The organism is Rhizobium sp. 768_B6_N1_8 (assembly GCF_051811225.1).
In the GTDB taxonomy this organism is placed as follows: Bacteria; Pseudomonadota; Alphaproteobacteria; order Rhizobiales; family Rhizobiaceae; genus Rhizobium.
The window spans coordinates 3,308,637-3,330,962 of sequence record NZ_JBPWPV010000001.1; the positions used below are offsets into that span (position 1 = coordinate 3,308,637).

The following is a 22,326-nucleotide window of genomic DNA, read 5'->3' on the forward strand; positions in this document are numbered from 1 at the left end:
TGTTTGGTGGGTAAGAAAAAGGCCGCTCTAGGGCGGCCATTCGATTAGTTTACTGGCTGCAACTTAGTTGCTTGAGCGCCGCGTCGTGGACCGATCGAGACAGCGGCCCTATAACCTTCCGGATATCTTCGATTGTCTCGCTTTGGGGGGTGGCATCATCCACGTGAATAACCGGAATGTCGCTCACGTCATCAAACGGAATGCCTATGGCAACGATAAAGCGCGCCTTTATTTTGCGCGCTACTCCGGTAGCCATGTCCTCCACCACTTGATCGCTTGCCCCAGCTACGCTTGCATTGAAGCCAGTCACCCCGCAGATAGGGGTGAACCACATGAGCGCCTCCGAGGCCATCGATTTGCCAGCAAAGACGAACATAGGATCACCAGCCAACACAACCTGGCCGGCCTGCATGTCAGTATTTTTTTTACGCCAATAGGTGTGGTCCGAGATTTGCTCCTGGGCCAATGCTGACGACGAGAGAACAAATAGCGGAATTAGCCACTTCATTTTCACCATCGCGAGCCGGCACCCTTCGGGAATTCCATCGGAAATAGATCCTTAGACAATTCCCCGATAAACACCAGATTGAATGCGTCTCCGGTGTGTACGTTTCCTCCGCCGTACTCAGGTGTCGGCAACTGCTCCATCCATCCGGCTTCAGAGTGAGGTCTACCAAATAGTTGCAGTGTATCGAAGTAGCCGCTATTAGTTTTAGCAGCCACATCTTTGATGGCGGTGTTAATCTCAGCCATCACTTCCGTCGTCTGGCTGTATGCTGGCTGCCAGTTGTTGGCCGGCGGCTGCCCCAGAAACAGAATCGACAATTTGCCAAGACCGCGCGCCGATCTGATCCTGGCGATTGCATCAAGATTGTTTTGCTTGGTTTGCTCGATCGTCTGAGGTCCGCCAGCAGCAGAATGAACTCGCTCATTCGTGCCGAAATCTACGATCAGCAAATCTGCATCACTGTGCTTTGCAATGAAGTCGGCAGCCACGTCGCTTTTGAAGAGATACGAGTTCTGGCCGCCGTATCCATCGAAAGTAACATTTACAGGGAACCCCCGAGATGACTCCTTGAGTAGCTGATCGAGCCGAAAGCCGTCAGTAGCCCCGTTGCCGGCAACCTTGCTGTCTCCTACAATATGGATCTTTATAGCTTCGCCAGTCTTGATGGACCTAACCTCGGCGGCAAAGAAAGCCGCAAGGTTTTCGCGTCCATACAGCTCGTCAGCCGTAGCATGACCAGCTAATGAAACGAAAACGGCAACGACCAAAAGCGCAAGCTTTTTCATTGCCGCCTTCTATCATAGAGGCGCCCAACGTCAACCGGCCATGGCGTTGACAATCGGCAAGAGCGCTTCAACCATGTTAGGAACGATAATAGGCCGCTCTGCATTCCTTGTAGGGTGAACGCCGTCTGGGATGCGACCATAGTCTGCCGCACCCCAGTCTGGTTCGTTGTCGATCAGGCCGATTAGCGGGTTCTCTGCGGCAATTTCTCGATACTTGTTGGTATAGAGGCTAAGGCTTGGCCGCAAGGCTGCCTGTGCGCTGCCGGCAACGCAAGGGTTCATCGTCATCACGAACGCGCGGCACAAAGGATTGACAGCCTGGAATCGCTCAATGATCTCCAGTGCATTGGCCTTGCATTGCGCGGTTGTTATCGATCTTGGTGTGTAAGCATCGTTCATCGCGAACTCGACAACGACGACGTCTGGCTGAGTCGGCAGGTATAGTCCAGCCTCCAACTCGGCCAGTCGCATCACAGAGTCCTGTGCCGCAACGCCGAAATTGAGAACCCGCACCTCTCTACTGGTGAGTCCGGTCAGCATGCGCTCGACCCAGCCCTGCCATGGGTCGCCGTTGTCAACGCCATACGTCAAGCTAGTGCCGCATGTGGCTACGGTTATTGGCCGCCTCATACACGCCTGCCTCGATGATGGGTAAAGCCAAGGTTTGCGATAGAGATCACAGAATCAGAAACGCCAGCGACGTTTGAGTAGCTCAGAACCTGGGCGCTTGTGTTTGTGTAGCATTCGACAACATAAGCCGTCGTCTCGCCGCCGCTGTGGTAATTGGTGACTGCAGCATAACTCACACCCGTACTTAGGTCCGGGTCAGAGAGGCCGGTGAAAAAGCTGGTTGCCCCCTGTACGAAATGCAGAAGTCGAACCTTGAACTTTGACCCGGGAGGAGCGTGCACTGCACGAGTACGTCCCGTTGCGCCACCATCGTCCGCGCTGGATATCGTGTTGAAAGTTGCCTTCCAGAGGCAATCGTCACCTGTCTGCACGAACGTCTTGATGTTATTCGATCCGTCAGTCAGTAGCGACCAGAACCAACGGAATTTTGTATATCCGGCCGGCAGCGTTGGGGCCGTAGATGATGTCGACGCAAAAATTTCGCTGGTGTCGGTAGTTGGATTGTAGATCAGGTGCACATGATACCATGTGCCAGCAGTCATGGTGAGGCCTGATTGCAGGCAACCTTGATCGTTGCCTGCCGCCCAAGTCGTATTTAGGCGCTTCATCAATCCGACTGGAAGCTCCATGGTCTCCGTGTCGGCATCATCCCTCGCCACGCCGGCGGCAACGGTAAACTTTGTGGCTGGCGTGGTTACATCATTGGCGACCCACAGCCCTCTAATAAAACCAGTGCCGCTTGCGCCGCCGGCTGATTCCTGCACGAGCGCAGGCGAAACTTTTGTCAGCGTCATGGATTAGGCCTTGATTTCTTCGACGGTGAGTGTTGCTGCCATGGCGCCCCCATGAAGTGGGGCGCCAGTGTTTCCGTTGAATGTCATGTTCCCGGCAGTACCTGGGCCTGCGCGCACGGTGATCGTGATTGCTGATGTGGATCCAGGAACGAACTCCAACTCGTCAGCACACTGGTAGAGCTGACCGCCATTGGTTTGTGTTACGAAGCCTGAGCGCAATGCATTAGCGACGCCATTTCGGAAGATTCCCCACGACGGATAACTTGGGTTCGTGGTAGACGTCGCTTGTCCCTGGAATCGCACGCGAAGCTTGTTCGTTGTGCTTTTCGGGGTGATCGTGACAGAAAGGATCTGTGTCCCCTCGGTGTTTTGTGGAATGGTGTTGTCTAGAGGAATGACAGACGAGAGATTGGTATTTGCCGTATATTCCGCATAGCCACTATCAACCACGGCGCCGTTCGGCGCGATGGAGTTGAAAAGGCCGCCAGTAGAAAGAACCTCCACATCACCAGTGCCGGCAGTGGTTCGACCAAGTATCGATGCGGTCGGGATATTCTGGATCTTCGCAAAGGTGACTGCATCATCAACGATCTTGGCCGTTGATACCGTTGCGTCGCCAGGCGTCGGCACGGTAACCGCAAAGCCGAGTTTGAATTCGATATTGTTGGGCTTAGCCGGGTCGTTTGCGACTGGCGGGGCTTCTGATAGTGTGACTACCGTACCGGCGAGCGAAAATGTGTCAGTCTGCTGATAGACGCCGTCAATGAATAGATCGATGTTGTTTTTGCTGCCGGGGTCTACGGTCAGATCGAAGGCAACAGTCACACCGTCGCCCGCAAAGCGCTTGACGACCTTGTCGTTGCGCGCCAGCGCAGCATAATCAGCAGCATCCGCAGCCGAATCTGCGGCCGCAGCAGCAGCTGCCTCAGCCAAAGCAACGGCTGCGCTGACATCCAGATCGGTGACGAGCCGGAAGGTTGAGCCCGTGACAATACCTAAGGTCTGCATACCAGTAGGCAGGCCGCCGACGGTAACATTGTTGCCCGTATTTGTCTTGACCGTAAGTGCCGAGCCACCATTGAACGACACCGTCACCGGTGAACCGGTGTTGGCCTCGAAAATGTTCAAGAGAACCAGCGCCGATCCTGAGATCGGGATGGTGCTCGTCGCCTGAATGGCGTTCGGAGTGCCTGCGCCAGCATCAATCGCCGTGATAAAAGAATACGGCAGGTCTGCGACGCGCGTCCAGGAGCCTGTGCCGGTTCCGCCGACCTTCTGGTAGATGCCATTGTAGGCGACCGTCGGATCGTTGGTGACCCACGCCATGGTGTTCGCAGCCTTGGCAAGGTCAGCGAACAGCAGCGCGCGCTGCTGGTAAACCGTGCCGCTGTTTACGCCAATTGCGTTGAGGATGGATTCAACCCATGTCCCCCAGGTGCGGATGGCGGATTTTGCTGGCTTGCTTTTGCCAGAGGACGGTACGCCGGCCGTGACGAAGTCACGCCAAATGTTAGCGGCTGTGTCGGCCATGCTTTCTCCGGATGAATGAAAAAGCCCGCCGATAGCGGGCTATAAGAGGCTTGGTCACTTACGTGACCGTCTTCGCCCCTGTGGCGACCGCTGACGCGGGAACGCCGGATCGGTTGATGGCCTCGATGAAGCCATAGTAAGTTCCCGCCGCCAAGCCGGTTACGATACGGGTGTCGGCAAAGCTCGGCGGCCCATATTCCGTTGCGCGAAGCGTGGCTCCGACGAACGTGTTGGTGCTATTGGTGTAGATCCGTGCCGCGCCGTAGTTCGGGCTGTTTGGCGCCGTCCAGTCGAACGTGATCTGACCAGCGCCGCCGGTCGCAGAAACACCGGTTACGATGCTAGGAGCAACAGGATCTGCCGTGGCCGTCCTGATTTCGTAATCAGTCCAATCCGAATTGGCGCCGTTCGACCACGCCCGAAGCCGGAAGCGGTACTGCACGCCATCGGAGAGGTAGTTGGATCTGACTTCATCGTCGCCGGCCTTGGAGTTGGCTGAGCGCGCCGGTTCCGTTGCGGCTGTAGGCTCCCACTCGAGTTCGTATATCAACGAATCCGAGACGTGATCCCACGTGGCAAAGGCGTAGGCAGCGGTCGCGCCGCCGGCTAGCGTTTCGTTCTGAATGACAACGTCGAAGTTGATCGGCGCAGGCACTCCGCCTGGCGGAGCGGGAATGACGCTGGATCCTGGGGCGCCCTCTTCCGTCGACGCGTCAAAGGCGTAGAGGTCGGAAGGAACCATGATGCCGGAAAATTCGACAGTCATGTTGCGCAAGGACAGCTTTGGCGTCGATGTGATCTCTATGACCACCTCATTCAGCCTTGGCGGAAGATGGACACGAATGAAGCGACGATAGGCAACGTTCTTGGCAGCGCTGTAGTGCGCCGTGATGGAGACGCGCGGCGCGTTGGCTCTGATATAGGCCAGCTTCTGAAGGCGGGCCATATGGTTGTGAGCCTGAACCGCCTGGTTGTCGATCGTCTTGGTTCGCTCGGTATCTTCACCGACATACGGATCGCCATAGATCGCCGCATCGACCGTGTTGTAGGTCTCTGCCGGGTTGGTCCATCTGCCGCGGACGGCGAGAACCGTTGACGACCGACGCTGGTTCACGTCGTGCGAGCATCTAATGATGTCGTTTGCAGTCAGCCTGATGTCAGGCTCCACATATTCACCGGCGTGAACGCCGATTAGGCCATCGGCTCGCTCATAGACAACAAGCTCCGCAGCCTGGTCCATGATCCTGCCGATTTCTACCGGATCGTTTTCCGCCCTGAACCACAGGCCGCCATGATAACGACGATCCGTGCCGCCGGAGCGGTTCGTTACGAACTGATCCGCGATATTGGCCGCGTTCGACCAATCCGGAAGATACAAGTCGTCGATGTTAAGTTTGCCGCCGACGGGGTGTGTGAGATGCCAAAGCCTCATCAAGGCGAGGTTTCTTGAGAACGGCGCCAAGCCTGTCCGCGGATCGTAAAGGAACGCCCCATTGCCGACGGCGGAAATTGCCGGCATCTGATTCGGGAAAACCTTCAGGAAGTCTTCAGACGAAACGGTAGCTGCAGCCATCCGCATCGTGGCGAGGCCGTCACCTCGGTGGTCGCCTGTCCAAATCGTCGGAAACGTCGAAACAACGTCGAAATACGGAGTTTCTACCGCAACCCCAAGCCGCGCCTGAATGCTGACCTTTGGCGTTCCATCGAGCACAAAGTGGCTTGGCGAAACGACATAGCCGCTACCATCGAGGGTGCAGGCCTCGTCGTGGAGATAGAAGGTGTCGAAGCTGTGGATCTGGTGGCAGGCCCAAACAAGAATATGCCAGGCGTTGCCGTTGTTTTCCTCTAGAAAAACGTAATCGCTGGCCTTCTTGACGGTGCCTAGGACATAGGTGCGGGACGGCACGCTCTGCTTGAGATTATACTGTCCGTCCTCTGGCTTTGGGGCTGTTGGAGCCTTCGGTGCCAGCGCCCTTGATAGCAAAGTGGCGCCAGCGGCGAGGCCGCCATACAAAAGCGCGGCAGTGCCGAGATAGAGTGCGTTAGCCGCGAAAACCGTTGTGCCGAGTGAGGATACGATCAGCGGCAACGACAGTAGTGTCTGAGGCATTTATTAAATCTTCCAGATTGCCAGCGGGCGGGCCACCATTGGCGCGAAGCCATTAGCGAAACGGACCAGCCAACGCTGCCCGTCGAAGATAGCGCCCCATTGCCGATCGATGTTGTGATGACTGCCTATGACGCCTATGGAGCCCAAGGCGGGCTTCGCTATGCGCGCGCCTCGGATATGGTCGACGCAGCGCTCGACGATTGGAACGGCGCCGCTAGCGTCCGTTATGATGCGTCGAAACCCAACCTCATCGCCGTATGTGCCGCGCAGGTGGCGTGCGGGATCTGGGTGGCCAAGCCATATAGCCCAGTCTGCCAAAACCATGCAGCAGTCGACCGATCCGGGGGACCATGGCTTGGCGTTGTTGTCGGCGATGAAGGCTGTCAGCCTGCCGGCTACCAGTTCGGCCATGCAATGGTCTTGTCGAGCAGGCCTGGGATTCGTTCGCAGAACCTGTCGGGGTTACCAGTTGGATTGATAACGGCCGAAATAGCCTTTTGGTCGACGTCAGACAGCACCGACCCGTTCCGTAGCGTGCGAAGGGTGAAGCGATTGGTGATCTCGACCGTAACAGTCGAAACGACTTGATCACCGCTAGCCATATCGTCGAAGATCAGGTCATCGATCGTGCCGGTGAATTTTATCTCCGGATCGCCGACAGGCTGGTCGAAATCGTCGAGCTCCTGAAGCAATATCCGCATTCGCGAACCGATGATTTCTCCGTCCTGATAGTCTGACCAGATTGTGTTCGACGCTTCCTGATCGATGCCTGAGAGCGTCAGAGAGAGCGTGAAGGCCTCGGCATTGATCGCCAGTTCGATCTGGTCAAGCGCATCCTCTGTGAGGACGCATGCCCGCCAGATTTCTCCGTCTGAATCGACGAACGGCCCGCCTGAGCCATCCCATAGACGTACAGTCTTCGATGGAAAATCGAGCTGGCATAGAACGCGCAAAGACGCCATGCGATGCTCCTTGAAAGATAGAGGAATGGCCGCCTAAAGTAGGCCGAGAGCCAACTGATTCCAATAATCAGTCGCCTCAATGAAGCTGACGTTGGGCCTGGTGCCCTTGGTGATGGCGTCTTGCGTCACGTCCATGCCGCGGTCTTCAGCGAGGTGGCAAAGGCAGGTGGGCCTGTCGAATTCCAGATCGGATCCGGCCGGGATGAGTTCGCGGACGGTTGGTGAGATCGGAACAGTCCAGACATCGCCATCGATCGAGATGGCCGGCCCCGTTTCGTAGAGCGCGTGATTGAACGAAAATCGTACGCCTGCCAAGTTGGCGGAAGCGTTGATTATTCGAAGCCGGATCGTGGTGGCGCCGATAGGCGTGGTCCCGTCGGTCACGACTGAAATGGCGCTCTGCTCGAATTCTGTATCATCATCGAAGTCGGAGTCATCGTCATAGGGAACAGACCCGGAAGCCTCAAAATGCCCAGATGCATACGGCGCCGACAGAGATGACGGAACGCGCACAATCACGAGACCAGATCTGCCGCCGAGTTTCTGCCTGACGGCCTGCCAACTATTCCACTGGTCGCGTTGCTTGTTCTGCATCACAACGCCAGAATAATCGATGGCCCAGTAACCTAGATCAGTGCGCGTGACGGGCTCGATACCACCAAGTGACTTGCCGCCGCTTCTCGTGAAAGCGACGACATTTGCCTGGACCTGCTGGGGCGTCAAAAGGCAGAACGGCCAATGAATCATGTCAGCCATTTGCTTCCTTAATTCCGGTAATCGGCGCCTGCCGTGTTATTTTGATATCTGGCCATTGCGGCGGGCGCCGACTGATTGGCAGCCGACACGATGCGCGGGCTTGCCGCGGCTACCGTGTCTTGGCTCACGGATTTGACGTAGGCGCGCAGGCCGCCGTCGTCGTCGACGGAGACGCCGACATCGATTTTTGTTGCGCTGGACTTGCCGGCGGCTGATCCACCGCTGCGAACAACGGGCATGGATGGAGCGCCGACATAGCCGCCGCCGGCATAGCCTTGCAGTTTCTTCAGGTTCTTCACGCCGATGCGCTTGGTGGTTTCCGCGTCGAGAACGTATTCGCCCTTATGCACGATGCCAGCTGGCTCGTACTTGCCACCGTCGCCGGTATATCCGCCCTTGTCGAAGCCGAAGAGCTTGCCGATACCAGCAAACAAGCCGGCACCACCACCCCCACCAGTTCCGAACAGCGAATTAAGGCCGATGTCGATGACCTTATCGAGCACCCTGTTAAGGGCGTTCGACAGCGCTTCTGCGGCTGAAGATCCACTGCGGAGATCGTCAATAAAGCCGCTGGTGATGTCCTTCGCGGTATTCTTGAAGTCATCGGCTGCTTCTTTTACCCGAGCCTGCGACTCCTGCAATTTTTCAGCGGCAACGCTAGCGTTCGCGTATCCCGTTGCCAGCTGATCGATCGATGCCTTGAGTGCCGGAGTGATAGCCAGGCCAGCGCGTTGGGCAGCTGTCATCAGGTCGCTTTGTGCGCGCGCCTTCTCCATGGCAAAGCCATAGTCGTCGATGAGCGGATTGATGCCAGACTGTGCGGCAGTTTCCGTCTGAAGGGCGGCAGTGCGCTCCTTGATCTGCTCTATTTCACGCTGATACTCGTCGGCGCTTTTGCCGCCGCCGCCGCCGCCTTTGCGGCCACCGCCGCCGCCGCCAGAACTTTTCGTCCCAGTCGGCTTGAAGTCGTTGATCGAAATAGGAACGACCGTAGTCGGCGCAACACCCGGAGCGGCGGGAACCCTGCCACCTTTAGGCGTTACCGGCGCATCCTTGCCCAGGACACTATTCTTGATCGCATCCTGAGTAAGCTTGCCGACTTCTTCAATCTGGCCACTGAATGCGTCGTTAATGCGATCCGTGATGAGATCGTTTTGCTTTATCGATATTGCGCCGCCGAGATAGCTTTTGACGGTCGTATCGCCGGGCAACGCATTGACAAGGGCCTTTCCTGCGTTGGCAAGGCCGCTCATCTCGCCGATCTTGGCGGCGAACGCGTTGGCAGTCGCTATGCCCTGATTAAGAGCTGTGATGACGGCATTGACCTGCGCAATCAGGTTATTGAAATTGATGCCGTTGACGAATCCGGCAACGCGATCTATTTCCGCTCCGAACGACTGGCTGGCCTCAGAACTTTCGTTGAATCGCTTCGCCGCGTCGATCAGCGAATTCTGCAAATTTGTCAGGTGCTGATCTAGTGTCAGCGTCGCGCCGGCAACCTTCTCCTGAAGGACAGGTGCGCCGGCCTCGAATGCACGGAAGAACGCCTCGGACGATACCTTGCCGTCAACGATCAAGGACTTCAGCTGCGCGACAGATCCACCCGCCTCCTTGAGGCCGGCCGCGACAGCCTGCGCGATCGTCGGAGCGCCTTCGAGCACCGAATTGAATTCTTCGGCATGCACAGTGCCAGATCCGAGTGCCTGGCCCAACTGAAGCAGCGCGCCGCTTGCGGTCGTGGCATCAGTGCCAGCGACGCGAAGCGCAAGAGCGACGTTATTCGTGAACGACAGAAGTTGCTCGGAAGAAACGCCTAGTTCCTTCTGGCTCTGCGCAGCCTTGCTATACAGCGTTGCCAGCGTTTCCACCGGTGCGGCGTTCTTTTGAGCAGATGCCAGAAGCTTCTGGTAAACCGTATCGAGCTGCTCGCCGGCGAGGCCAGCAACCTTCAGCGAGTTGCTGATGCGCGTGCCTGCGTCCAGCAGTTCTTTTGCGCCGGCGGCCCCACCGACCAATGCAAATGCGCGGGCAGCAGATGAGGCGAAGCCATCAAAACCGCTGCTCAAGCGCTTATTCATAGACGCGAAACGGTTCTCGATCGCGCGGGTGTTCTTATTTGTAATGCCCATCGCCCGATTGAGCGAATTCTCATATTTTTTGATGTCAGCAGAAAGCTGCACCACGAGACGCTCGAGGTCATTTGCCATACGTTCGATCTCGTTCTATTTATTAGTGTATGGGAATACGGAAGCGGCGAATGTTCTGCGAAGATGACGTGGCAATGGTGCTTGCCGAGCGGCAGACACCTAACCATCTGCTACACTTGCTTCTGTCAGTCGTGACTGCCGGATTTTGGATCCCGGTTTGGCTGCTGGTCACGCTGTTTGGATCTGGCGCCTACCGCTGCCCGCGATGCGGGGCAAAGACGCTTGGGTACGTCCCGCGCAAGTACAAACAGGCAATGAAGGCGCAAAAACTCGCGCCTCCTACTCCTTCGACTTGAGCCAATCGAATATCTCGTCGGCTTCCTTGTCGGACATCTTCGCTTCTTCGCCGCTGTTGGCCTTCACGTAGCCTTCGACGGCCGCCATGAATTGCCACATCGACATCGCATTCACGTCTTGCGGGGTGAACCCGATCGCCGCGCCGGTGCCGTAGATGGCGCCAAATCTGATCTTGCCGTTTGGAAGGTCATCTATTGACTGGCTTCCGGCGTCTGACTTGGCGCTTCGCCCTCCCCCAATGCCTCCTCCGGAGCGCCGATCAGACCGGCTGAAAGCACGGCCACGGCATAGGGGTGATTTTCCATCGGCGGACGCGCCTCGACGTAAGTCCGAACAAGCTTCAGAGCCTTCACAGGCTCCATGCCGCCGCCAATTAGGCCGAGGCGCAGCACGCTGGAAATATCCTCGATGCGCCACTGGCCGACGTGCAAGCGATTGAGCACGACATACGGGCCGGCGTCAGTCTTCTCTTGGAGCTCGGCCAGCTCGCCCCATCCAAGGCGGAAGACGTAATCGTCATCCGCCCAAGTCAGCGTAATCTTTGCGTCACGGCTCATTAGGCCACCGTGCGCACGAGCTCGCCGTCGCTCTGCATCTCGACCGACATCGTAACTCGGCCGCCCTGCTCAGTTGAAGGATTGAGCGAGGAAACGTGCATAAGTCCAGTCCAGGTGATGGTTTTTGCGGGAAATTCGATCTCGATCTTGACCGGAACGGACTCAACGTTTTCCCAGGCATCAAGCCAGGTCTCGACGGATTCAGAGGCTAGAACACCTTCGCCGGAGACGGAAGCCGACAGCGTGCTGGCATCGCGGCCAACCCAGGCGACGGCGTCGGGATCATCGCAATCCGGAAGCGTGACGTCGGTCAGATCCTTGGTGAGCGTCAGGCTCTTGGAAGTGAAACCGCAAGGCGCGGCGTAGACGATTGGGTCGGCGCTGTTGCCGAGCATGATACGAAATTTGCCAAAGCGAGCCGTAGAGGGCTGGGCCATTGCAGTCTCCAAAATGTGGTGATGAGTGGTGCCGGCCGTTGCTACGGAAGCTCAACGAATGCCGTGATGGTGATAATGGCGCGGTTGGTCACGCCGTCGCTCTCGCGCTGGTAGCGCGAGATGCGGTGTCTGATCGTCACCAGCGCATTCTGCGCCAGTTCGAACTCAGCGTCATGAAGCGATGCCCTGACCGCCCCCGCGATCTTGCGGACTTCGGCGCTGCTGTAAGCCTCGCCAGATCCCCACGACCAGCAGTCGATCTGCATCGAAATTTCGAGACCGTCGATGCATTCTGCGTCGTCGGTCGTTGCGTCAGAAGGGCCGAAGGAAATATACGGCGAGGAAATCGCGCCGTCGGGCGGGCGATCGTAGACGCGTGCACCGACAAAGCCAGAAACCGAGGCGTCGGCTTTCAGGCGCGCGACAACAGCCGCGGCCAGCTCATATGTTGGATCCACGGCTAGCTCCCGGCCGCCACTTCTTTGGCTGCCTTATTGATGGCGCGGGTGATGCGGCTTTTTACCTTCTTTCGCGACGCCCTGAAGCTCACGAAGAAGTACGGTTTCGCTGGCTGGGCGGGTATCTGTGCGCCCGCAAACTTGCCGCCGGCCGTGTGTGCGGCGGTGCCGAACTCGACCCAGCGAGCCCAGTAGACTTCGCTATTGCCGGCGTAAACGGTAATGGTGAGATCGCCGCCTGTGCTCTCTACCCTGGCAATAGTGATGGCGCCTTTCGGCGCCCTGCCCCATGTCCAGCCAATACTGTCGCGCAGGGAGTCGTATGGCGCCAGTGACTTCGCGAGATCAACGATCTCTTGCGCGCCCTGCTCCATAGCCTCGCGGATGCGGGCCTTCACGACCTGCGGAAGCCGATCGAGCTTGCGCTGAAGTTCTTTTAGGCCTTTGATTGTTGCCGCCATCAACTATCCGTCTGGCCGCCCGAGGTTGCGAGCATCTCGATATGCCGGTTTTTCTGATCCGTATTCACCGGTGGCGAAACCAGCGCGTAAATCGCGCCACTGCGTGCATCAACGGCGCGCCAAGTGGCATCGATCGCGCGGGCTGCCTCATGGCTATAAATGCGGATCGTATATGGTTGGATGCCCTGCAGTCGGCTCGAGATAACGGCCTCGGACCCCATGCGCGGGATAAGCTCGGCGTTGTCGGTGAAGACAGTCTCAAATTCGCCCGTCACCGCGTTGCCAAAACCGTCATCGCTCTGGCCGCGCCGCTGGAATTGCAGCTTGGCGCGCATATTTCCGGCCGTCACTGGCGCCATCCCCAAATGGCGCGAGCAACCCGCACCGAATCCGGAATACTGCGCCCCAGATCAAGACCGATTTTGACATCGAGGAAAAACTGGCCCGCCGCGCCGAAAAAGCGCAGAGGCTTAACGTACCAAGCGCTCATTTCGGATCCTTTACCGGCCTTTCGGCCTTCTCGGCTTTGCCAAGTTCCGCAGCTTTCGATGCGCAGGCGCGCGTCACCAGCCGCACCATGTCGGCCTTGTAGGCTATGGTTACGGCTGGGATGGGCTTCCAATCAAAGTCCGCGGTAAAGCGGACCCATGGCATCAGAGGCTCACGCCGGGGAATTGCACATCAATGGCAAGAACGGTGGTCGACTTAGCTAAGCCAAGCTGGCAGATGTATTCGCCAGCGCCGACATCGGCGAGTGGGCAGATGCCACCGGGCGTATCGCTCAGAAAATATGCCGTACCGGCCGTGAGCGTGCCGCCAATGGTGATGTCGCCAGCCTTGTGAACTGCGATCGGCTGATTGAGCGAAGCGCCGTTGAGCGAAATGCCCTTGGCCTTGCGCGCCTCGGCGGTTGCCGAGTTGGAATCAGCCAGCATCCACTTCTTGGTCGTGGAGCTGAGATAGATGGCCTTGCCGGCCGCGATGGTTTCGCCAGCAACGCCGGTGACTGCGGACGAGTCCGCGCCAGCCACGACGTTTGCCGGGGTGATTGTGATGTCTGCCATTGGTGATCTCCTATTCGAAAGAGAATAGGCGCGCCTTACGACGCGCCACCTAATTTAGGCCTGCGGCGGGTTGGCAGTCGGGCCAGTTGCCGGATAACCGAGAACAGCGACGCCGGACAGGAACAGGTTGCCGGTGTTGTTGGACGGCGTGACCGTGACCTGAATGTATCGCTTCGTGCCGATGTAGCCGATCTTGCGAGCCTTGGAGTCGGTCGCAAAGTCGAAGCTGGCCTGGGCAAGCGTGCCGACAAGCTGACTTGCGGCAACGGCATTCGAACCGGACATGTTGGCTGCGTCGGATTCTGCGATGGTTACAGCAAACGTAGCGTCAGCGTCGGAAAGTGTGCCGGTCTGCAGGACGATTTCGGCGGCGTTGTAGCCGGCCAGATCGATGATTGCACTGACCTGGGCAGTGTTGTCGGCGACGGCAGCCTTCGGGTCAAAGAGCGGGACGAAGTGAAGGACGTTGTGAATTTCACGATTAGGCATGATGTTTCCTTTCGGTCAGGCGAAGCGGCCGACCCGATATCTTTCGAGAATTGAAGCGACACCCATAGGCAGTTCGACAGCCTTGAGGTCAGTGGTGACGGCCTCGCGGTGTTCGTAGAAGTGACCGACAAGGAGAAGGATCGCAGCGCGCAGATCGGCGGGCAGCTTTTCGTAGCCACACGCAAACGTGATCTTCACGGCGCCTGGCTCGCAATAAGTTTCAGGCCATGCAGTGTCGCGCGCCGGCCAAATGCGCAATGGGCTTTCATCGAGATCGAAACGCAAACCTGACACCGTAGCGGTATCGCCGTTGGCGTCTTGATACGCTACCGAGGTGACTTCCGTTACCGGCCCGAGTGGCACGACGATTTCGCACGGGAAGTGATCAAGCGATAGGCGCCATGTCTGCGGCGAAAGTGCTATGCCAATCCCATTTGGACCTTCGATCGCAGCGGAGGCCGCTGCAACAAAGAGCTCGATGTCGGTATCGTCGTCATCGTGCAGGACGCGCAGATGTCGCTTGGCCTCGGCAAGAGACACAACCGGCTCGGTTGGCTCTACCGTCCTTACCAGTCGCGTCCACTCGTTCATTTGCGGCGGCCTCGCTTCGACGTGGTTTCGCCAGTGGGCGGTGCGTCGGCAGTTTCAACGACCGGCTCAGCCACGGCTGTTTCATCGGCGTGTGCCTCGACTGCGTTTTCAACAATCGCATCATTGCCGTCGGCTTCGACCGGGTCGCACAGCGATTCCCAGCCGTTGCCGACCAGTGCGGCAAAAACATCCTGCTCAACTTCCTCTCCGAAACGGAACGCGAAGTTGGCACCGGCCAAACTTGTATTTACCTTGACGAGCATACCGCCCTCCATTTTGGTGGCGCCGCCATTTCTGACGGCGCCACAAAGATTACGGATGCAGAAGGCTCTTGACGGCAGCGCTGTCGAGCAGTTCGCCATCAAGGCGCAGGAAGCCGATGAGGCCAACCTGACCGTAGTCAGCATACCGCTCAACGAGACGCTTCATCGCGAATTCATTGACAACGCGAACGGCGTACTTGTTCATCGCGCCAAAGATCACAGACTTGTTGCCGGTGCCGATGTCGGCGATCGCCTGGTTGATCGAGTAGCGGTAGTCGCTGATGGTAGCGGGTGCGCCGCTCTTGACGTCTGCCGGCTGCCAGATGTAGTTGCCGTTCAGATCCTTGAGCTTGCGGAGTGCCTTCAGTGTGCCGTCGTTGAACTGCCAGCCAACCGACGGATCAGAGCGGTAGGCCGGATCAACAGAGTGCTCGAGGTTGAACAAGTCGTCGAACGTGATGGCAGATGCGCCAGCAGCGGCTGTGGTGCCGGCCGCAGTTACAATGCCGTTCGGCTTGGAGGCGCCGTCGCCGGTCGTCAGGTGCGTGTTGGCAATACGGCCGATGCGCTCTGCCATGGCGTCGCGGGCAATGCCTTCGACGTCCATAACGGCATCCTGCAGCAGCTCATCAGAAATCAGCACGACACCGGAGGTGTACTTGTAGGCATCGAGCGACTTGGTGCCGAAGGCGATTTCAGAAACGGAAACCTGCTGATTTTCACCGATGAGCGCGCCGACATTGCCGGTGTCGTTCATGGAGGGCATAGTGATGGTGGCGCCGGTAGCCGTATTCAGCTGACGGGTGACGCCAGGATCAAGCATCGGACCCCAAGCCTTCAGCGACTTAATGAGCTCTGCCAGGAACTGGCCGGGGACAAGGTAGCCGCCCTGTGTCTGGTTGCCGACGGACTGGCCGCGTTCTTCGACCTTCTTGATGATGGCGCGCTGTTCAACCGAAAGGCTGGAAACGCCGCCGCGCAGGAAGCTGCGGAATGCGTCTGCATACTTTTCATCGGCAGTCTTTTCGACTTCGCCAGCGACGGCACGCGTGTCAGCGTTCGGGCGGCGAACGTCAGCTTCGTTCAGCTTGCGCTCGCGGGCTTCGGCTTCTTCTTCGCGCTTGATGCGGGCCTCGAGCTTGTCGAATTCCGCCATTGCGGCGTCGTGCTGCGTTTCGAGTTCGGAGACGCGCGCTTCTGCGGTGTCGTCCTTGATGTCGGCAAGCAGGGCGCGGGCGTCAGCGACAAGCTTCTGCTGCTTTTCGCGCATTTCAAGAATGGTGGGCATATGGTCTCCAAAATGGAAAGAGCCCGCCGGTGGCGAGCTCAGTGTGGTGGTTTTTGGTGGGTGACAGCGCTTGGTCAGCGCATGCTGCGGACCTTAAGTTCAAGGTCCATCTTCAGGCGCGCACGGTGCGCAGCCTTGCTTACCGGCGCTGCCGCCGGATCGGTAATTTCTTCTGCAGGCACGACTGGCTCGGTAGGGTTGGCCGACCGCCACTCTTCAAGTGAGCGGACCCCAATGGTGGTGTCATCGTAGGCGGGCCAAGCCACAGCGGAGACTTCCATCAACTCAAGAGCCTGGATGGTCCGAACCGGAATATCTCCGGTTTCGTCCCAGGTTTCCTTAGTGACGCGGAAACCGAACGACATGCCGCTGATATCGCCACGCTCGACGAGAACCCACAGGTCGTTTCCGTCCGTGGTGTTCGGGACATCGATTTCTACACGAAGGCCGACGCCGTCCTCGGAAAGGCGCAGCGTGCCGCTCTTGGTGCGACCGACGACGCGGCCTGGGTCATGATCCACCAAGGCGCGGATATCGCCGCCAATAGCCTCCGTGAAGGCGCCTGGCGCGATCTGCTCTTTGAAGTAGCCGCCTATATTGGCAAGACGCTCGAAAACAGCGGCGTAGCCAACAAGCACGCGCTTGTCGTTCTCTGCTCGATGCTCGACGCCGCCAGCGTGGGTGCGCTTCTCAATGTTCGTCTTCATGCGGCCTGCGTCCCGTCGTTCTGTTTGTTGTCATTCGCAGGAGCGGCGGTTGGCGCCGGCGTCATCTGCATACCCAGTGGCACCGTGGCACCCTGGATGTGAAGTTTGTCGGCGTCCTCGCCCTTCTTCGGCCAGTTCTCCATCGCGCGCACCTCATCTGGCGTGTTGATGGCGTTCTGAATTGCCGTGGCGTATCCTGCCATGCGCGTTGCGAAGTCGCCCCTAAGAAGCCCGTCGAGATTGAACTCAACAAACTTGATGCGATTGCGCGCAGAAAAGAGCTTCAGGTTAAGTTCCTGCTCCCAAGCCTTCACCCACTGGGCGATAAGATGCTTGACCAAGTTCAGATCCTGCTGCTCGGTATTCGAAAATGTGCCGTGCGTCAGATCCTGCAGAAAAACCGGAGGAATGCCGAATATCCTGGCAATTTCCTCAATCTGCATGCGGCGGGCTTCCACCATCTGCGATTTCTGAGGATCAATGCCGATCGGCTTAAGTTCATGCCCTGTCGGCATGATCAAGACGTTTCGACGCTCGGCGTTTGCGTCTCGGATCGCCTGATTGACGTCTGATGCGCCCCTGGATGCAGCTCCTGGCGACGGCATAGGGCCATACAGCGCCAAAGGAGGAACGCCGCCGTTTGCAAAGAACTTGCGTGCGTATTCTTCAAGCGCTAGGGCCAGGCCCACGGCACCCCTCAGCTTTGTAACAGGGTCGACATGAGACACGCCGTCTGGTTTGAGCATGAAGGTAAGATCGATGACCTCGCCGGCAGAGTAGGTTACTGGCCGCCCGCCATCGTTATAGTGGTAAAGTTTGCGACCGTTCTTGCGCTCGATCGTCAACTTGTCCGTGTCGAGAGGCCAGATGTTCATCACCCGGCCGGCCTTGTTTCGCTCGATGAACGAAACGCCTCGACCGCGGAGCAGAACATTTATCATCATGCCCTTGCGCCACATGAATGACGTGAGTTCTTCATTCGGGGCATCGTGCATGATGGCGTAAAGCGGATCCTTGTCCGCCGTATCTCGGCCATCGCCGCTTTTCTGGAAAACCTGAAGTGGGAGGCTGGCGATTGTGTTTGCGATAAAGTTGACCGCACACCATACAGCCGGCACCTCAAGCGCCGTTTCGTGCGTCACAACGACGCCAGCAACGCCATGCCACTCACCCATCAGCGTCCGCCACGCGCCGACATCTGAAAGCGGGACGGACGGACTTTCTAGGGTGGCGCGTGTCTCCACGGCTACCCTCTCCTTAAAAGGCCACATGCAATTTCCTTGCCGCCGTCACACGACGGCAATCTTGAAGTTTTCGTCTTCCCAGGGGGATGATGGCGCTGCGCCACCAAAAGCACGAAGATGCAAACCCAGACACATGATAAGGGCGATCGCGCCATCTATCTTGTTTTCGGGCCGCTCTTTGCGGGGGTAGACGTTCTCTTTCGCGTCGTAGTGACCGACAACGTTGCCAATCATCCACGACAGCGGATCGCGAGGCCCTGAATTGTGCCCCAACTTGCCGGAGCGCATAAGCGCATCTAGTTCCTTGGTCGGCTCGGAGAAGTTTTGAACCGTTTGTCTATACTCGACAGCATTGGCACCCTGCTCAATCAAATGGTTTGCCATCTGCTGCGCCTGCCAAGGGTCGTAGGCGACTTCAAGGACTTGAAATCTCCCAGAGAGTTCGATGATGTCGCCTTCAATTCGGTCAATGTCGATTACATCACCCGGCGTGGTGATAAGTTTCCCTTCAGCCTCCCACCCGCTGTAGGAGTCGTTCCTGCTTTCGATGATCGCCTGTTCAGGGACATAGAAGCGAGCGAACGGATAGACCTTGTCATCCCTCTCAAACAGGGCCACAACAGCTGCGATGTCGACCTTGGACGCCAAGTCCACAGCGATTCTACACGGCTCGCCGATAAAGTCCTCGATATCTAGATCTTCATCAAAGCACCGATCCCAAGCCCGCATGTCGTAAAGCGCTTCGTTCGTCTGAATCCAGACGTTAAGATGCTTCGTCAGAAAGTTTGCCTGAGATGCTGGCGATGACATTGCCTTGCGACAAAGCGCGGCAACATGCTCTGGCTCAACTGAAACCCCATAGTTAGGGTTTGCCTTCCGCCAGGTCGACTCTTCCGTCCAGTCATCGTCCTTGTCTATCGTGTAGATGATGCCGAAATAAGTGTCGTCCTGAGCTGTGCCTTTCAGGAGATTAATCGTGTAGGCACGGTGCTCGTAGCAGATTCCGGTCTTATCGGCGCCTGCTGTGGTGATTGCCCACACCATAGATTGGTTGCGCTTGCCGGCGCCCGTTTCAATGGCGTCGTACACGCTGCGGTCGCGGTGGGCATGCAGCTCATCGATGAGCGCAAAATGAACGTTCTTACCATCCAGCGAGTCAGCGTCTGCAGACAACGCTTCGAAATAACTGTTCGACCTCATCTGAATGATGCGGTGCGCCTCAACGTCGATGCCAAGTGCCGTCCGCAGAGCGGTTGCGCGACGGAGCATCGCCTGCGCCGCCGAGAATGCCACCTTGGCCTGGTCGCGCGTACGCGCCGCAGAGTATATTTCAGCGCCCCCCTCTTTTTCGCCGAAGCCGCAATAAAGCGCCGGGCCGTCGGAGAGTGTGGTCTTTCCATTGCCGCGCGGCACTTCGGTATAGGCGCGACGATAGCGGCGCTTGCCGTTGTCGTGCCTAAGCCAGCCAAATGCAGTCGTCAGAATGAACGACTGCCACGGCTCTAGCGTCAGGTTCTGTCCGGCGAGCGGCCCCTTGATGTGAGGCAACATGCACGTAAATCTGCATACTAGCTCACCGGCTCTGTGATCGAAATAGTAAAGCCAGCCCTCCTTTGCTCGCTTCAGATCGTCCAATTGCCGTTGGCATGCCTGTTTGACATACTCGCACGCGTCAATGCGACCAGAAACCACATCCTGCGCATAGCCGTATCCAGCCGCGACGTGCGGGTACTGCTCAGCGTCGATTTCCATGATCTCACTTGAAGTCTGCGAATGGGTCCGCTTCAGGCTCCTTGGCGCCCGGCGCCTGAACCTTGCTCCGGTCTGTAGGGCTGAAGCCCAACTTCGCCAGAGACGCGATTAATTTTGAGATGCCGCCCCCATCCAGCGCATTGGCCCGGAAGAGGACCATGAGCTTGACGGCAATTTCCAGCATGAGGCGGTCAGCGTCGGTCAGCCAGAATCCATATCCGGCCAACTCGGCCCAAAGCTTCTTCTCATCCATGTTGAAAGCAACAGGCGGAGGGCCTATCTTGCCATCGGGCTTTGGTTCACTATTTCGAGCCTTGGCTCGCTGCGGATCTTTCTTGAACGCGCCCTTCAATTCGAGGGCAGCCGTCGGCTTCCTCGGCCTTGCCATGGTGCCACACTCCGAATTGCGAATTTTGCGGATGAGAAAAATTGCTTACCGCGCCGGTCCTAGGGCGAAACGGCGGAGAAGCGCGATGCGCCCCTCCCCATCAGTCTAGTAAGCCATTGATATCATTGATGTTTATTCTATTTGATGAACAGGCTTGCTCTTCACGCTGCTTGCGACCGTTATGGCATGCTTCACAAAGAGACTGAAATGGGCCAGACCAGAAGATCGCCTCATCTCCTCGATGAGGCGTGACATGGTCACATACTCTGGCCTCTTCTATCACCTCTTCATCAAGGCATATAACGCATAATGGATGAGCCGATAGTTGGGCCTCACGTATGCCTAGCCACCTTGCTGTCTTATACCATGCTCTCCAAGGCGTGTCGTACCTACGCCTATCGGAGTCACGCTTGCGATGTGATGATGTGCGCTGTGTAGCTGGCTTGAATGTTGGTGGTCGTGACGGCATCCAACACCAGAAACGAAAGCGCCAGGGAGCCTTATTACAAGCTCAACCTGGCGCATGATTACCCAGCAGCGAGAGGAGGCGCGCTAGGCAATGGGGAACGAAGATGGGGATAGCGGATTGGAACGCGTCCCGTCAGTCTCGCTAGCAGAGCCTCCAAATCCATGGATGCTAGCCAAAGCAGACACCATCACTGGGCCGCGGCATCTTCGTGTTCTCGAATAGGTGGGGATGGCAACGAGCATCACGTGGGGCGTTAATGCTGCCGTTGTCCATCCCCGACGAACACCACGTTGTGGTGTCGCAGATAGTTACCTGAAGCGGATGCCACGAAGCGCATATGCCAGTGCGAACACAACAGCTAATGCGCCAACAATGATGCCGCCAACCACCATGGCTATCGATGCAAGTATCGTCATGGCTGGTCCTCCTGATAGTTACCCGCAGCGTTCAGCGGCTGCACTAAATGCAGCATGACGGCGGGGCGGTCGCAACCGCAACTCTTACGAGGATGGCTATTCCATCCCCCTCATAAGAGTACGCATCAAAGACACACGAAAATTATGCCGCCTTCGACTTTTTTCCGTTCTTTACGGAAAGCAGTATCTCGGCCAAATCAATCAGGGCAGTCTTGCCCGCCTCGATCGCCGATCCTTCATTGTGGCCGAGCCGCAGGCCGATTGACTTGAGGGTTCCGCGTGCCGCTACTTCCTCAATCACATCTGCTGCATTGCTCATGGGTGCTTCTGGCAAATCCCACATGACTGCACCGCTAGATGAATTGCCAGATGGGCTCGAAACTCCACCGAGGAACCCGGCGCCATCAGCAACAGCTGTAGGGCACATGGTTGCCGCCACAGGAAGCTTCCCGGCAGGCGTGCCGCCATCTACGCCAAGGGAACGCAAGAGCGCCCTTGCCGCCTCTACGCCAGGCAGCGGGTCATACATTGATGCGATTGCAGGCTGGTCGGATATTGGCCGGTGGTAGTGATCCGCAGCCATTGGCGAAGGCGTTGATGGCCGGCGAGAGAGATAGAACCATGGCGACCTGACCTTGTTCTCTTTGCTCTCCGTGCTGCGTGGCCTGTCGGTGGGCTTGAGCTTCTTGCCCTTCTTGGTGCTTCCCCATTCGATTAGACGTCCACTAAGGAACCGCAGCTTTCCGATCGAAACTCGCTTTTCGGTTTCATAAGCCATCGGTAGTTGCTCGCCTTCTTCGTCGTGCGATGCCTTCATGAGCTCGCCGATGGTCGGGCGGATCTCCTGACGCGTTGGCTCAACATCGACAAACCAGTTAGCCGACGGACGAGGAAGGGCATCAGCGAGAGCCTGCGCCAGATCTGGCCGGTTATCCCATAGCCATCGCAAGGCTGGAAGCGTACCGCGGTAATGTGGCTCCCTTGGCTTCCTTTGCGGATTGTTGTCGTTTGCTGCCTTTGGCGTCGACACGCCCATTGAGGCTAGCTGCTCTGCTAGTGAACCGTGTCTGGCCACTTCCGTCTCCTGCAATCGTGGTGGTTGATGGTGATTGAAGGATATATAGGCAAAACCACGCCAAATAACAAATTTGTCAAGCACAATA

At 57.6% G+C, this 22,326-nt stretch carries 27 protein-coding genes; all 27 read right to left on the reverse strand.

The window, feature by feature from the left end:
- Positions 1-49: 49 nt before the first annotated feature.
- Positions 50-517 carry a hypothetical protein gene (locus tag AB8B33_RS17090; RefSeq protein ID WP_439016255.1) on the reverse strand — a complete coding sequence of 156 codons (468 nt, stop codon included), beginning with the start codon at positions 515-517 and terminating at the stop codon, positions 50-52.
- Positions 511-1,293 carry an SGNH/GDSL hydrolase family protein gene (locus AB8B33_RS17095; RefSeq protein WP_439016256.1) on the reverse strand — a complete coding sequence of 261 codons (783 nt, stop codon included), beginning with the start codon at positions 1,291-1,293 and terminating at the stop codon, positions 511-513. Before AB8B33_RS17095 ends, AB8B33_RS17090 begins: the two co-directional genes overlap by 7 nt.
- 30 nt (positions 1,294-1,323) lie before the next feature.
- Positions 1,324-1,923 (reverse strand): SGNH/GDSL hydrolase family protein, encoded by a 600-nt coding sequence (locus AB8B33_RS17100; RefSeq protein WP_439016257.1) that lies wholly within the window; start codon positions 1,921-1,923, stop codon positions 1,324-1,326.
- Positions 1,920-2,717, reverse strand: a complete 798-nt coding sequence (locus tag AB8B33_RS17105) for a hypothetical protein (protein ID WP_439016258.1) — start codon at positions 2,715-2,717, stop codon at positions 1,920-1,922. The genes AB8B33_RS17100 and AB8B33_RS17105 overlap by 4 nt, the downstream gene beginning before the upstream one ends.
- A gap of 3 nt (positions 2,718-2,720) precedes the next feature.
- On the reverse strand, positions 2,721-4,247 hold the full coding sequence (locus AB8B33_RS17110) for a hypothetical protein (protein ID WP_439016259.1): 1,527 nt from the start codon (positions 4,245-4,247) through the stop codon (positions 2,721-2,723).
- A gap of 58 nt (positions 4,248-4,305) precedes the next feature.
- Positions 4,306-6,357, reverse strand: a complete 2,052-nt coding sequence (locus AB8B33_RS17115; protein ID WP_439016260.1) for a hypothetical protein — start codon at positions 6,355-6,357, stop codon at positions 4,306-4,308.
- A gap of 3 nt (positions 6,358-6,360) precedes the next feature.
- Complete coding sequence (locus AB8B33_RS17120) at positions 6,361-6,768, reverse strand: DUF6950 family protein (RefSeq protein ID WP_439016261.1); 408 nt, start codon at positions 6,766-6,768, stop codon at positions 6,361-6,363.
- Positions 6,753-7,319, reverse strand: a complete 567-nt coding sequence (locus AB8B33_RS17125) for a hypothetical protein (protein ID WP_439016262.1) — start codon at positions 7,317-7,319, stop codon at positions 6,753-6,755. Before AB8B33_RS17125 ends, AB8B33_RS17120 begins: the two co-directional genes overlap by 16 nt.
- Before the next feature lie 33 nt (positions 7,320-7,352).
- Positions 7,353-7,913 carry a hypothetical protein gene (locus tag AB8B33_RS17130; RefSeq protein WP_439016263.1) on the reverse strand — a complete coding sequence of 187 codons (561 nt, stop codon included), beginning with the start codon at positions 7,911-7,913 and terminating at the stop codon, positions 7,353-7,355.
- Between the two features lie 170 nt (positions 7,914-8,083).
- Positions 8,084-10,282, reverse strand: coding sequence for a tape measure protein (locus tag AB8B33_RS17135; protein WP_439016264.1), 2,199 nt, complete (start codon positions 10,280-10,282; stop codon positions 8,084-8,086).
- A gap of 279 nt (positions 10,283-10,561) precedes the next feature.
- On the reverse strand, positions 10,562-10,684 hold the full coding sequence (locus AB8B33_RS17140) for a hypothetical protein (RefSeq protein ID WP_439016265.1): 123 nt from the start codon (positions 10,682-10,684) through the stop codon (positions 10,562-10,564).
- An 86-nt stretch (positions 10,685-10,770) separates the two neighbouring features.
- Positions 10,771-11,136, reverse strand: a complete 366-nt coding sequence (locus AB8B33_RS17145; RefSeq protein WP_439016266.1) for a gene transfer agent family protein — start codon at positions 11,134-11,136, stop codon at positions 10,771-10,773.
- Entirely contained in the window at positions 11,136-11,573 is a 438-nt protein-coding gene (locus AB8B33_RS17150; protein WP_439016267.1) for a phage tail tube protein, read from the reverse strand. The genes AB8B33_RS17145 and AB8B33_RS17150 overlap by 1 nt, the downstream gene beginning before the upstream one ends.
- 41 nt (positions 11,574-11,614) lie before the next feature.
- The gene (locus AB8B33_RS17155; protein ID WP_439016268.1) at positions 11,615-12,031 is read right to left on the reverse strand and encodes a DUF3168 domain-containing protein; all 417 of its coding nucleotides are present in this window, start codon (positions 12,029-12,031) and stop codon (positions 11,615-11,617) included.
- 2 nt (positions 12,032-12,033) lie between these two features.
- The gene (locus AB8B33_RS17160) at positions 12,034-12,492 is read right to left on the reverse strand and encodes an HK97-gp10 family putative phage morphogenesis protein (RefSeq protein ID WP_439016269.1); all 459 of its coding nucleotides are present in this window, start codon (positions 12,490-12,492) and stop codon (positions 12,034-12,036) included.
- The gene (locus AB8B33_RS17165) at positions 12,492-12,827 is read right to left on the reverse strand and encodes a phage head completion protein (protein ID WP_439016270.1); all 336 of its coding nucleotides are present in this window, start codon (positions 12,825-12,827) and stop codon (positions 12,492-12,494) included. The genes AB8B33_RS17160 and AB8B33_RS17165 overlap by 1 nt, the downstream gene beginning before the upstream one ends.
- Positions 12,828-12,838: 11 nt before the next feature.
- Entirely contained in the window at positions 12,839-12,982 is a 144-nt protein-coding gene (locus AB8B33_RS17170; protein ID WP_439016271.1) for a hypothetical protein, read from the reverse strand.
- A gap of 163 nt (positions 12,983-13,145) precedes the next feature.
- Complete coding sequence (locus AB8B33_RS17175; RefSeq protein WP_439016272.1) at positions 13,146-13,556, reverse strand: hypothetical protein; 411 nt, start codon at positions 13,554-13,556, stop codon at positions 13,146-13,148.
- Between the two features lie 54 nt (positions 13,557-13,610).
- The gene (locus tag AB8B33_RS17180) at positions 13,611-14,045 is read right to left on the reverse strand and encodes a hypothetical protein (protein ID WP_439016273.1); all 435 of its coding nucleotides are present in this window, start codon (positions 14,043-14,045) and stop codon (positions 13,611-13,613) included.
- 15 nt (positions 14,046-14,060) lie between these two features.
- Positions 14,061-14,636 (reverse strand): head-tail connector protein, encoded by a 576-nt coding sequence (locus tag AB8B33_RS17185; protein ID WP_439016274.1) that lies wholly within the window; start codon positions 14,634-14,636, stop codon positions 14,061-14,063.
- Complete coding sequence (locus tag AB8B33_RS17190) at positions 14,633-14,899, reverse strand: hypothetical protein (RefSeq protein WP_439016275.1); 267 nt, start codon at positions 14,897-14,899, stop codon at positions 14,633-14,635. The genes AB8B33_RS17185 and AB8B33_RS17190 overlap by 4 nt, the downstream gene beginning before the upstream one ends.
- Positions 14,900-14,948: 49 nt before the next feature.
- Positions 14,949-16,187 carry a phage major capsid protein gene (locus tag AB8B33_RS17195; protein ID WP_439016276.1) on the reverse strand — a complete coding sequence of 413 codons (1,239 nt, stop codon included), beginning with the start codon at positions 16,185-16,187 and terminating at the stop codon, positions 14,949-14,951.
- Between the two features lie 74 nt (positions 16,188-16,261).
- Complete coding sequence (locus AB8B33_RS17200; RefSeq protein WP_439016277.1) at positions 16,262-16,894, reverse strand: HK97 family phage prohead protease; 633 nt, start codon at positions 16,892-16,894, stop codon at positions 16,262-16,264.
- A complete protein-coding gene (locus AB8B33_RS17205) occupies positions 16,891-18,138 on the reverse strand; it encodes a phage portal protein (protein WP_439016278.1) in 1,248 nt (415 codons plus the stop codon). The genes AB8B33_RS17200 and AB8B33_RS17205 overlap by 4 nt, the downstream gene beginning before the upstream one ends.
- 45 nt (positions 18,139-18,183) lie before the next feature.
- On the reverse strand, positions 18,184-19,890 hold the full coding sequence (locus AB8B33_RS17210) for a terminase large subunit (protein WP_439016280.1): 1,707 nt from the start codon (positions 19,888-19,890) through the stop codon (positions 18,184-18,186).
- Between the two features lie 4 nt (positions 19,891-19,894).
- Positions 19,895-20,242, reverse strand: a complete 348-nt coding sequence (locus AB8B33_RS17215; protein WP_439016281.1) for a hypothetical protein — start codon at positions 20,240-20,242, stop codon at positions 19,895-19,897.
- A gap of 1,063 nt (positions 20,243-21,305) precedes the next feature.
- On the reverse strand, positions 21,306-22,322 hold the full coding sequence (locus AB8B33_RS17220) for a hypothetical protein (protein WP_439016282.1): 1,017 nt from the start codon (positions 22,320-22,322) through the stop codon (positions 21,306-21,308).
- Between the last annotated feature and the right edge of the window lie 4 nt (positions 22,323-22,326).